General features: G+C 37.5%; 11 protein-coding genes. 3 read left to right on the top strand and 8 right to left on the bottom strand.

The features are described from left to right. Positions 1-325 precede the first annotated feature (325 nt). Positions 326-1,657, bottom strand: a complete 1,332-nt coding sequence (locus GAB14E_RS00695) for a DKNYY domain-containing protein (protein WP_033084561.1) — start codon at positions 1,655-1,657, stop codon at positions 326-328. A 404-nt stretch (positions 1,658-2,061) separates the two neighbouring features. After that, complete coding sequence (locus tag GAB14E_RS00700) at positions 2,062-2,445, bottom strand: hypothetical protein (protein ID WP_033084560.1); 384 nt, start codon at positions 2,443-2,445, stop codon at positions 2,062-2,064. Positions 2,446-2,687: 242 nt separating this feature from the next. Between GAB14E_RS00700 and GAB14E_RS24325 the strand changes: the two genes are divergently transcribed. Continuing rightward, a complete protein-coding gene (locus tag GAB14E_RS24325) occupies positions 2,688-3,917 on the top strand; it encodes a helix-turn-helix domain-containing protein (protein WP_052094146.1) in 1,230 nt (409 codons plus the stop codon). A gap of 418 nt (positions 3,918-4,335) precedes the next feature. Here the strand turns inward: GAB14E_RS24325 and GAB14E_RS00705 are convergent, their stop codons facing one another. The 6 genes from GAB14E_RS00705 to GAB14E_RS00720 all read right to left on the bottom strand — a co-directional run bounded on the left by GAB14E_RS00705 (position 4,336) and on the right by GAB14E_RS00720 (position 9,404). Beyond that, the gene (locus GAB14E_RS00705) at positions 4,336-4,899 is read right to left on the bottom strand and encodes a hypothetical protein (protein ID WP_033084559.1); all 564 of its coding nucleotides are present in this window, start codon (positions 4,897-4,899) and stop codon (positions 4,336-4,338) included. A gap of 399 nt (positions 4,900-5,298) precedes the next feature. Further along, entirely contained in the window at positions 5,299-5,466 is a 168-nt protein-coding gene (locus tag GAB14E_RS25000; protein WP_156115812.1) for a hypothetical protein, read from the bottom strand. 81 nt (positions 5,467-5,547) lie between these two features. Then, positions 5,548-5,697 (bottom strand): hypothetical protein, encoded by a 150-nt coding sequence (locus GAB14E_RS24995; RefSeq protein ID WP_156115811.1) that lies wholly within the window; start codon positions 5,695-5,697, stop codon positions 5,548-5,550. Positions 5,698-5,855: 158 nt separating this feature from the next. Beyond that, a complete protein-coding gene (locus tag GAB14E_RS00710; RefSeq protein ID WP_052094145.1) occupies positions 5,856-7,490 on the bottom strand; it encodes a peptide MFS transporter in 1,635 nt (544 codons plus the stop codon). 562 nt (positions 7,491-8,052) lie between these two features. Next, positions 8,053-8,802, bottom strand: coding sequence for a hypothetical protein (locus GAB14E_RS00715; protein WP_033084558.1), 750 nt, complete (start codon positions 8,800-8,802; stop codon positions 8,053-8,055). A 14-nt stretch (positions 8,803-8,816) separates the two neighbouring features. Next, a complete protein-coding gene (locus tag GAB14E_RS00720; protein WP_033084557.1) occupies positions 8,817-9,404 on the bottom strand; it encodes a glycoside hydrolase family protein in 588 nt (195 codons plus the stop codon). A gap of 625 nt (positions 9,405-10,029) precedes the next feature. Here GAB14E_RS00720 and GAB14E_RS00725 point away from each other — a divergent pair. Both GAB14E_RS00725 and GAB14E_RS00730 read left to right on the top strand, forming a co-directional pair. Continuing rightward, positions 10,030-11,754, top strand: a complete 1,725-nt coding sequence (locus tag GAB14E_RS00725) for a S41 family peptidase (RefSeq protein ID WP_052094143.1) — start codon at positions 10,030-10,032, stop codon at positions 11,752-11,754. Further along, a complete protein-coding gene (locus tag GAB14E_RS00730) occupies positions 11,751-12,125 on the top strand; it encodes a hypothetical protein (RefSeq protein WP_033084556.1) in 375 nt (124 codons plus the stop codon). The genes GAB14E_RS00725 and GAB14E_RS00730 overlap by 4 nt, the downstream gene beginning before the upstream one ends. Positions 12,126-12,612 lie beyond the last annotated feature (487 nt).

Genomic DNA, 12,612 nt, shown 5'->3' with positions numbered 1-12,612 from the left:
AATAAGAAAACAGTCCGTTCATAAATACACACGAAAACCCAACAACGATAATCATCCCTTAAGGAGGTTTAATTACAAAAACACGACCTAACACTCCCTAAAGGGACGCTTAACCACCAAGAACTCCAGAACCATTGATTGAGACTCGATCAACTGTCCTTGCTAAGTTTTTATAACCTTCTGCTGTAATACAGTGTTTTGACGTTATTTTTTTATTTTCAAAAAGTCTATTATTTTCTGTTCCATTAAAGAAATCACAGTTATTTTATCTTTGGTAAGTTTGATTTATAACTTACTTTTATTAGTTTCAAGCCGATACAAGCTATTAATCAAAGAGTGAATCTTCAGACATTTTTAATACATATTCTTTAGATTCGTTTTCATCGGCATATAAATTATCTTCATATTTAAACGTTGAAGGGTCTGCGTCTGTGACTATGTGCTCTTGCCAGTAAACATGCTTATCATCTTTTGTAAAATGACCAGATATGATTGAAAACGTTTCAGTGTCTACCCCAAGAATTTCGCTACCCATATAAAATATTTTATTACCTATCTGAATCAGTAATTTATCATCATCCTCATCACCTAAAACAATGACCTCTTCGGGTTTAATGCCTTCCAGTTTTCTATCCGTTGCATAAACTTCATTGTTATAAGCATAAAACTGATAACTGAAGTCAATAACCTCATCGCTAGGTACTAATATTACCGTTGTTTCATCTAGGTGGAGCGGTCTCCATTTTGACCTGTTCTCCAGTTCATCTGCATCAGACTGGCTTAATTGAGATGGCTTTTTATTTTTAATTAAAAAATCACTGTAATAAAGGTTATTTTTATCTTTAGAGATTTCATCGTTTAACACTTTAAAGGTGTCGGGGTCACTGCCGATAATTTTATTATTAAAGTAATAAGCGGTGTTTTTATCTTTTCTATAATAAGGGCTGAGAACAACAAAGCTACTGGCATCCATACCATCAAGAACAGCCCCATGAGAATATACATAGCGCGAGTCTTTTGAGTATTCGTCATTGATTATTTCAAAGCTCTTTGCTTGGAGGCTAATGACTTCACCCTGATAAAGAATTTGATCTGCATGCTGTATGTAACCACTACTCGCGTTTGAAATAGCTATAGGCACTGCTTTACGTGGAATTTTTGTATCATAAAAATGATAAATGTAGTCTTTATCCATTGCATAACCATCAAGAATAAAGCTGAACGATTCAGGATCAGCACCTTTTATTTTTTCTCCCAAACAAAAGACGTTATTGCCACTAATAAGATAACCAGAATTAGCACTGCTGTCATTGAGCTCAGAGGTAACAAATTCGACTGAATTTGGCAGGCCAGCTTCAATGGGTCTGCCATCATAATAAATAAAATTCATATCTTTTGCATAGGACTGGTCTATCACTTCAAAGGTGCCAACATCTGCTCCTTCTATTTCTTTGCCGCCGATCTGAAAGAAGTTACCATCCATTACATAAATAATTTTTCCTTCCTTTACATGATATTGTTTACTGACTTCAGAATTTACAGGAGTGGCGTCATGTGTTGAGGGGTTATTCACGTATGTGGCGAAAGCAGTAATCGCTAGTACATAAACAGCAACAGCACCTAACAAGATACTGCCTATCCAAATCAGAGTATTCATTTTTACAGTCCAAAAAATAGAAATTAAATTTACAAATAAAATAACATATTTATGACAAAAACATCCGGCTTGATGTTTGTTATTAAAGTGCCTTTGAATAACTGATGCCAACGTTGTAATACTTCACTAGTTGTCCACGCTTTCGCGGTATTATCACACCAAAAACTACTATATGCGTGGGATTACTCATAATACCGTAAACGCATACATCAATAACGAACACTTGGCTTAGGCTGAGTATTTTATCTTCACCGCACAAAAAGGCCCGACGAACACCGCGAGAGATACAATAATATTAAGTTTATACTCGAATCACTTAAAGAAAGTTAACTAGGGCACTCGCTTTATTGATGGTGCCATTAGGGACTGTTGACCTTTCTAGATTACTTTATATTATTCATTTATTAAACGCTTTGCCTAAGTGCACTATTACCGCTATTCACTTGGTAAGCAAAGCAGCTCACTAATGACAATAAGAATATAGCGCTCATCATCAGTGTGGTTACTATTTTGCCTATGTTTGGATCTTGAACTGATAAACTGACGGCATAACTTAAGGTTAAGGCATTAGCAAAAGCGGCCATCACATAAATTTTACGACTGGCAGTGTTATCTTTTAGTTTAACAATATTTAAACAACAAGCCGTTATAAAGGCTATTACCATGCCAGGGGCAGCCATTTTCTCTGGTGAAAAATGGAAATTCCACGCTATTGATACCATCACGGCATACTGCAATGCACTAGCTATTACTAGATAGCTCAAAATTAATTCAATTTTATTTTTCATTTTATTCTCTGTTTTGGGTAAGATGTTGGGCAGTTTAGCGCCTGAAGTATGTTATTGCGCCAACATCGACCCAAGTAGACTCTTTGTTTTACTTTTTTTATAGACCTTTGAATTAAATCGATTTTAAAAGGTATAAACGGGCCTCTGTGTACTTATGCACTGTACTTAATAAATATTTAGTAAGGTATAATGCTCAAGTTTTTTCATAACCATCGGCGATTAGCCCAAGAGTTACATTTTTAATGTTAGTAGGTGAGCCATTGTTTAGTTTTAGTCAATTAGTTGGGTTAGGATGTTTACAGGGAATTATAATCGCAGGGTATTTATTCGTAAAACCGGGAGTGAGCCGAATTTTAGCGATTTACCTAGCCCTATTGACGATCAATATGGGCGTGAGTTTTTATATTGATAGCGGACTATTTGATAGTTCAATGCATTTTATTTCCATTTGGCGTAGTGTAAACAGCTATTTATTATTAGGGCCATTGTTAATAATTTTTGTATTACAAATGATTGAACCTAAACGTAAGTGGCGGTTAACCGATAACTTACATTTATTACCTTTTCTGATAACGGCATTGTGGTCGCTCATTGATGTGCTAAATAATGGTTTGCCGTTTTTTCAACTGGCGTGCGAACAGTTGCAACAAGTAACTAAACAACCACTGACCGAGCGCTTTTCTTTACTTTATTTGCTACCAGCTGCCCATTTTATTGGCTACTTGTTGGTTGCTAGCGGTTATGCTTTACGGTTTTTCTTTCACCATAAACGTGGTGCGGTATTGCCGCAATTATCTTGGATAATAAGCGTGTTAACCCTGTCTCATTTAATGATGCTTAGTATTTTTGTTGCGCTGATTTTTTCTATTATTAATGACTTAACACCATCAGCGAATAGTTTTGCTATAGCTAACTTTTCAACTGTCATAGCTTTTTTTGCTTTAACCTATTTATTGCTTCGTTTTGACCGACCTGCGCCTTTGAATTTAACTACTCAGCAAAAGCGAATGAATGAGGCAAGCCAACTCGTTAATGAAAAATTATTAGTCGAGCCTGTTAAATCAACAGAGCGTAAAGCAAATGCCGTAGCAATTCAAAGTGCAGTGCTTAGTGAAACACAGCAACAACAGTTAACGACACTTGATGCTTTAATGATTAAAGAGAAATATTACTTAAATTCACAATTAACTCAGCTTCAATTAGCACAAGCTTTAGCGTTAACTCGGCACCAATTGTCTGAATTGCTCAGTCAACATCAAACGGGTAGTTTTTATGAACTGGTTAATCACTATCGAATAGCCGCAGTGGTTGAAGCAATAAAAACTCGACCGGCCACAGATAATATCATTAACATTGCCTATGACTGCGGTTTTAGCTCAAAGTCGAGCTTTAACCAAGTATTTAAAAAATATAAACAGCAAACACCGAGTCAGTATCGCAAAGCGATATTACTCGCCACACCCTCTTTGTAGAGGCATTACTGCGAATAACCATGCGAGTAACCATTTAACTTAAAATCATTTACATGAACACTACGGGTATCTACGAACAGCTAAATACATAAAATATAATTCAGGATAATCATGTTAAAAGCAGTATTACATGGCAAGGCTGGCCGAATAGAGCAACAAGGTAATGAAGCGATTAGCTGGCGGCAGTTACTTAAAATCTATGAAGATTTAATTACTTTCTTACTATAGTCAAACCAAAAATGCTTTGTTACTAACTCTAGTGAGAGGTCTATATTAATCAAAGTTGAGCGACTGTCCTAGTTAATTTGTACTCGTGCTATTTAAGTATGATGTTTTACCTTGATTCGTTGTCCACCATGCTTTCCCACTCAAATTTGCTTTCTTTGGTACTGTCATTATCAATTCCTTTGTTATCAGTTTATGGGCAATTTCTTTCTACATCGTAACCTAAGTAGTAATATCCGGACCATATTGGATCTTTTTCGTAAGGTATTGAGTTCCATATATCAAAACTAATGCCTTCACTTGTCGCACAGAGAGTAAATCTCTCAACAAAGCCATCATCATTAAAATCAGATAATACCATCCCATCAACGATGCTGAATTTTGGCTTATTACCAACAATTCCAATTGCCAGCCCTATAGATTGTTTAGGCTCAAACTCTACTTGATAAAACTCTAGGCCTTCAGATTGATTTTGTTTTCGACGTTCAATGGACAATGAACGACAAATTTGAACATTATCGGGGCCAATAATTTTTGCTGACGAAACATTTTGTTCTCCTCCTAATTCGACGACAAAGATATCCATACCTGGGATAAGTTTCCCTTCCTTAGTTGCGAAGCAGGAACCATCAAACCAACCAAAAATGGGTGTAGATATAACACTATTGATATTTTTTTTAGGGGGGCGAGTATTAAAATTACTACAAGAAATGAGAGTAAATATAATAATAAATGAAAATAATTTTCTGTAAGTCATTGGCTATATCCCTTAAATTTTATAAAAATTTAGCCCGAAATATTAAACAATTTAATACTGAGCATTGCCATTTAAACAATTAAGCATTTATCTTTTGTCAAAGCATGATAGATAAATGTCCGGTTGGACTGGGCCGCTAGGCACAGTCTCTATGGTTTTTATTTATTGAGTAATATCACTGACAGGAAGGGTTTTAACAAAATTTTTCATCTCAATAGCGTCCTTACTCTGTTTTTCTCAACTGATTCACTCCAGCTTACCGCATCATGCTCTTTTTTCAAGACAAACGAAGCCTCTACTATCGCTTTTTTCAGTGCGTAATTAACAACTTAGAAAAATAAATCAGCTCGTTCGAAACGGCGGAAATAGCGTGTTAAATAAGTTAACTATAACACTCGTTTATCGTTCCCCATCCTTAAGGCTCTTTGATGGATAGAGTATCGCTTTTGACAGTACCTCATTATTTGATACTTTAAATACCAGTGTTTTTGTAGCCTCAACTAAAGCAAGAGGATTTTCACCAATCGTTTTTAGCTCAAACACAGCAACCCCATTTTTGCTACTCACCTCCGCAATACTACCTTTGCAATACCACGTATAAAACTCTGTTAGTTGAGAGCTGTTTTCATGTTCTGTAGGAGTACAATGCTAAAAAATAAGCTGATAGCCCTCTGAACTTAACGTTAATATAGTCGCTGACTCATTGCCCCCATACGCCTCATAATCGCCATACGGAATAGTACAAGTAGTAGAGCAACCACCAAGGAGTAACATAATGGGTAAAATAAAATGTTTCATATGAGCGCTAAAATATTTTAGATGAATTTGTTTCCGTTCGAGTTGACCTTTTTAGTCAAGATAAATCCCCTATTCAGTAATACATTTATTCTCTTATTGAAGATAAAGCTAGGAGTTAATATTATATGTTTAACTTTAGTGCTAAAGCTACCAGCAGTTTAGCGTACGCCATGCATACCACGCTTTAACAGTGGCGATATCACTAAAACCACCACGCCGGTACCAAGACCCACCCACATTAAAAATTCAAACAGCTGGCTATAGATAACAACAGCCTCACTAACACTAGCAACCTCTCCGCCTTGGGTATCAATGGCAGCCATTTTTCCTAAGCGCATAGCAAGGGTTTCAGACAGCGCCGTTGCTAAAAACCACACCCCCATTGAAAGCCCTACTACACGATGTATGGCAAGCTTAGTTACCGCGGAAAGCCCTACTGGCGAAATACATAGTTCACCGGTGGTATGAATAAGATAAGCCAACACTAACCACCATAAGCTGATTTTTCCTGCCTCATTAGGAAATTGTGCGCCTAACACTAAGACAGCAAAACCTATGCCTGCCAGAATAATGCCTAAAGCAAATTTAACGGGAATATTGGGGTTTAGTTGAAACTTTTCTAACCATACCCATAAGGCCGCAAAAGGTAGGGCTAAAACAATGATAAAACCTGCATTGAGAGAGCCAAACTGACCGGCTGATATTTCGATACCAGCAATAGTTCTATCAACTACCCTATCGGCATATAAGGTCATAGAGCCAGCGGCCTGCTCAAACAGCGCCCAAAAAACAATGGTAGACGCAATTAAAACCATGAGTACCAACATTTGTTGAAACTCTGCTCTGCTGCCTTTTAACAGCGCAAAAGCGATTAGACCGCCCCCGGCAACAATCAGTAAAATCTGCTGGGCAACAAACACCACAGGCTCATGTTGGATCATTAACCAAAATACCGACAAACTTAATATGGCTGTTACATATATTAGGTATTCACGGCTGAGTAAACCCCACACTTTCTCGGCTAAAAGTTCAGGGTGTGGCGGCTCAGCCAAGCCACGTAAATATTTCAGTCCCTTAGTGAAAGTAACCAAGCCAAACAGCATGCCAATGCCTGCGGCGCCAAAGCCATAACCCCAGCCGAATGTTTCTCCTAAATAAACACAAATAATTGTGGCGGTAAAAGCGCCAAGGTTGATACCCATATAAAAAATAGTAAAGCCAGAGTCACGACGGGGATCATCCTTACTATATAATTGACCAACGATAGTGGAGATATTGGGCTTTAAAAAACCAACGCCAACAACAATAAGCGATAGCGCCAGATAAAAAACATTCAGCGCCGCTAGGTCTTGTACTTTAATCGTTTGGCTTAATTGCGTACCTGCACTAAGTACAGCGCCAGTATTAAGGGTAATATCTGCAGTTAAAATAGTCCCGGCCACATATTGCACCGCTTGGTGACCTTCTACTGCCATAAGCAGATGACCAATACTGAGTAAAATACCACCGAAGATCACCGACTTTTTCATACCTAGGTAGCGATCGGCTAACATACCACCGATAACAGGTAAGGTGTAAACTAAACCCGCATAGGCGCCTAATACTGCCAAGCCTTCTCCGTCTGAAAACAAATGGTATTTAGTCAAATATAACAGCAGCAAATACTTCATACCATAGAATGAAAATCGCTCCCATAATTCAGTAGCGAAACAAACATACAAGCCTTTTGGGTGACCAAATAATTCATCAGCACTTATCTGTTTATCCGTATCAGGGGTGTCTGTTTTATTCATATATATACCCGTTACCATTCAAAGTGCTCGATTTCAGTGGGAATTTAAATGACTTTAGGCAAGGAGAATAAAGTAAACATAGTTATTCTATATTTTCGTTCTTTAACGCAGCATAAAGTCATTTAAAACCCATCGCAGAAGAGCTTGAGCAACATCACTTCATCGTTACATTCATTTGAAATGGAATAACCATGGCTACATTAATATGCCTTGAATTGAAATTGCTCAAGCACTCTGAAACATGCATATTGAATGGTCACGGGTATATCCATGAATTTCGACAAAGAAAACCATGGAAATAAGTATAGAATGTCTATTACAGTTACGCTAAGCAGGCTTGTTATTTTTGCCAGTGAATGTATCTAGAACCAAGGTATTCCTGCCCCTCCTCTTCCGCTTCTTATTTAATGAATTTTTCCTGTATCGAAAGCACTTTAAGACAAACAACATGGGGAGTTTAATAGTTGGAATGCAAAAAGGCCTAAATGATATAGGTCTTTTTTGTTAATGGTTGATATAACAGTGTTACTTGTTACTTGCCCTACAACAGTGGAAAGTTACACTACAACGCTTTTAAAAGCTGCCAGTTATTTTGTCTATCTACCGATAATACTAACAGCCTGATATTCATGTAATTACCACCATCTAAATAATCATGTACCACAACAATGACATCTTCGATGTGATCATTATTTGTATCTCCGCGACCTATAATTTCTAGCTCTTGGTATCCACCGTCATGATAATAGGTAGATTTAGTGGCCGATTGTGATTCATAGTTGGTAAGTGGCGTTATATCTGCCCAATGGGTTAATGCGGCGTTGTTAGCATTTCGCTTAGACTCTTCAAGGGATGTTTGCAGTGCAACCGACTTTGGCAGCAGGTTAGGTAAATTATTACTGAGTACTAACTCAGGTAAATAACTCGATGTAGCGTTTTTAGCTGATAAAAGCAGGTTACCGGCTTCGCACATTACCTTAAATTCTAGGTAGGGACCCATTTCATTTTCTTTAGCGGTACGTGTTGTTTCAATTGCTTGTTCAAAATAATTATGACACGTGTTAAAAACGGACTCACCTGCTTTGGTCTGGGTCATGGTAATGTCGGCGTACCAAGGCGCAGCAATTAATTGTTCAAGATCTTCAATAGAAGTGAATTCGATAGTCGATGCTAGAAGTTCGGGTAAGGTAAAACCTGTATTCCAGCTTACAGGAATACTTACTCTGGATTCTGGGGCTGAATTTGTCACACCCCCTTGCGCGGTTACTTGGAAAAATAGAGCACTAGCTATTAATAATTGTTTGAAATACATAATATCCCTGACTTCTATGCTTTGGCTGGAGAAGTTGAGTTTGCTGCTGCTTTTTCAAGTAGATCTTTAACATACTTATTTCTTTCTGCTGAAATGGGCGATTTTCTATGCGATTCTTGGGCGGCTTTAGTCCAATCTTTAGCTTTAATAGCTGTCATAAAGCTTGGCCATTTGTTATTTAAGTCAGTCATGCCGACATTGAAAATAATGTCAAATAGAGCAAATTTAACTTCAGTTGGGTACGTTGAAAAATCAGTAAATATTATTTTTAACTCACCATCAAAACTATCAATATTCTCGTTAGTTAGCGTATTAATATCTGTATCCAACAACTTGAGCGCCACATATTCTTTATAAAAACTAGCTAATCTATTTTTTGCTTGTTTCTTTACCGCATCATAATCAGCTTTAATTTCACTTATAGAGGCAGGCATGTTATTGCTTTTTTTAAAACTTAATTGTTGCGCACTAGCGAGATCTTTTAGTAAATGTCCAACACCAACAGTAACCAACCCCTTAGAGTCGAGATACATGTGGCTAACTTTCCCCTCATATATTTCCATTTTAGCGCGTAATTTAGTTTTTTCTGCAGCAGAAGCCATAAATTAATTCCTTTTATAATTATATTCAGTAAGAGGTTCACAATGAACGCTAAGTAACTAATTCTATGGATTTAATCCACCCTATGTAAAGTACATATTATTCATTTATCATTAAGCTTGAGGATTGATTAAGGTTACATCTAACAATTAACTAGAACATCCATCACATATAGACATGTAATCACACGCTCAAGCCCTCAAACTAAACTCGCCCCCCTCCCCCAAAATAAAGTCACAGCTTCATGTTTTTTAGAGTTTGGATTTCCGACAAGTCACTTCAGAAATGACGGAGGCGCAGATTCGAAAATGATGAGGGCGTAACTTTGAAAGTGACTGAGACTTAATCACGGGAGTGAAGAAGATGGGAATATGTGGGTGACCAGTTTGGGGTGAAATCATGGACATCCTTACTTTCAAAAAAATGCTAGAGCCAAGGTATGGAGAAGTATTATTAGAGCCGACTAATCTGTCTAATACTTGCTTGTAAACCATTGTAAGTAATTGTTAATTACTTACATATAACTTAAGATAGCTATCGATTTTTTGTTGTTTTGGCTTAAGTTATAGAACATTACTTTACCCAAAGACGATTGAAGTGGATTCATATTAAAAGGAAATAGTGTAGATGACGGTTGTTATTGACAAAGATGAACAAAGTACCCTAAGTAAAAAATCTCTCTTGTTGTTAAACATAGCACTGCCGTTAGTTATGCTCACTGGTTGTGGTGGGGGCTCTGGCGGAACAACTAAGGTTACTCAAGTGCCTGTGAGTAAAGCCGTCACTGAATCTACTTGGCAGCAAGATCAATTTCAACCGTCAAGTAACTTTGTTGCTCAATGTAAGGATCCCCGCAGCGGTAGCAGCCCTATTACTAATATCACTTATCCCGATAAACAAGGCAGTGAGCTACTAGAAAAACATTGGCAACGTGCCTTTACTCATGAGACTTACCTTTGGTACAAGGACGTTATTGATAAAGATCCAAAAAATTTCAGTTTAATCAATTATTTCGACCAACTTAAAACATCAGAGGTAACAGACTCTGGCGCTTTGAAGGATAAGTTTCATTGGATGGAGCCAACAAGTGGTGTTGAAGAGCGCACACAATTAGGCGTCAGCTATGGTTACGGTATTGACTATGATAAACAAAGTAGTATTGCCCCACCCAGAAGTTGGCAGGTAAAAAATATCACGCCGAATACGCAAGCAATGACTTCGGGCGTTTCTCGTGGTTCGAAGCTGCTGGAAATTGATGGTGTTGATTTTGTTAATACCACCTCGCAAAGTGACATTGATATTATGGAGAATGCCCTATTTAGTCGTAACGAAGGCGAGAGCCATAGCTTTAAGTTTATCGGTATTGATAATGTTGAATATGACGTTACTTTGCAAACTGCTGCCATTGAAGGAGTACCTTTACAGTTAGCTAAAACAATAGATACTCCACAAGGAAAAGTCGGCTATTTGTTGTTGAATTCTTTTAATAACTCCACGGTAGAAAAAGATCTCTTTGATGAGTTCAATCAATTTTCAGCTGATCAAATTACTGATTTAGTTGTTGATTTACGCTATAACGGTGGTGGTTTTCTTGCACTCTCATCGCAATTGGCTTATATGGTTGCCGGTAAAGATGTTACCGAAAATAAGATATATGAAAAAACCATTTACAACGATAAAAAAGCCAGTAACAGTTTTCCATTTATTGATGTGACCATTGATTTAAGACGTTTAATTGGTGGCGACTCAGTTATTCAAACGGACCAACCACTGCCAACTTTAAATTTAGCTCGGGTTTATGTGCTTACCACTAGCTCTTCCTGCTCAGCAAGTGAGTCATTTATCAATTCGTTAATTGGCGTGGGCATAGAAGTTATTCAAATTGGTGAAACAACCTGCGGAAAACCATACGGCTTTGTTAGTCAAGATAACTGCGGTTCTACGTATTTCACGGTGCAGTTTAAAGGAGAAAACGATGCCGGCTTTGGTGATTATGCCGATGGTTTAGTACCCGCTAAGTTGCCTGAAGCAGGTAAGCTATACCAAGTTCAAGGTTGCCCTATTGAGGAGGATTATTTGCATTCGTTGGGTGATGAACAAGAAATATTACTTGCTAGTGCGCTTTATTATCAAACTAATAATACTTGTCCAGTGATTAACGAACAACCGGTTAAGTTAAGCCGTAAATCGATTAGTGATTTTAGTTCGCCCAAATCAATGTTATCTCAACCGAGCAACTCGGTTGATTATTTTGGACCTAAGCTTGATACTCGAACGCCACTGCAAGATGCCATTATTGATGATATGTATTTTGATAAATTCCGCCATATCAGAGCGGGTAAAACTCAATGATCATTAAACAACTTACTTTTGTCGCGCTATCTTTAAGTCTTCTGTCAGCTTGTGCTCTGCAGGCTGAGGAATCAGTTCCTGCATTACTGCCTGAAAACAGTAATGCCGCCCGCACTGAAATTGTTGCTGTTATTAGCAATGCTTTGGCGGGCAAGATAGTACCAATAGCTCAGGATGTCTTTCAACAGACGAGTCGATTATTACTGACGACTCCGCCGGTAACCTCATCACATGGGGTAAAAGTTTATAGTAAGGAGATAAAACCTGCTTTAGTGTTTGAATTAAGAAAGAAAGGCGATACTTGTTTACTTAACCGGCTTGATACCGAGCAAGAGTGGCCATTAAAGGCAACGTCTTGCTTTAAACGATAACGTTTAATAGCAGCATGTAAATAGAGAGATAAAGGTCGATGACTTCCGTGCTATTAACTCAAACTGTGGCTATTCATTAAAGTGAATGGCCACTTTTGTTGCTACAGCCCAATAAAAACAATGAAAACTTAATTTAACTCGCCTTAAGAACCCATATAAAACATAATAAATTCAAGCACTTATGATCTTACAGTTATATCTACAGAGAATGGAATTTATCTTAAAAAGATATAACGAATTAGAAAATAGAGTACTGCTATTACCATAGAGTTATACAGGTATCAATGACTTGTTTGCCAACAAAGCTGTCAATCATTGTTAATTTCGTTACGCTAACTTCCTTCTATATAGATTTTGATAGTGTCAGTTTTCTTTACAGCTGGCTTTGTAGTAAAAAATGCTAACTCAAAGACAACACGCTATATGCAGATATGAGCCTTCAGAGGAAAAGTAACCCGCCAAATTTTATTTGCTATTACCTGACTGG

It is taken from the genome of Colwellia psychrerythraea (assembly GCF_000764185.1).
GTDB classification, from domain to species: Bacteria; Pseudomonadota; Gammaproteobacteria; order Enterobacterales; family Alteromonadaceae; genus Colwellia; species Colwellia psychrerythraea_B.
Note: the sequence above shows the minus strand (reverse complement) of the source record. Positions and strands in the feature narration are given on the sequence as shown.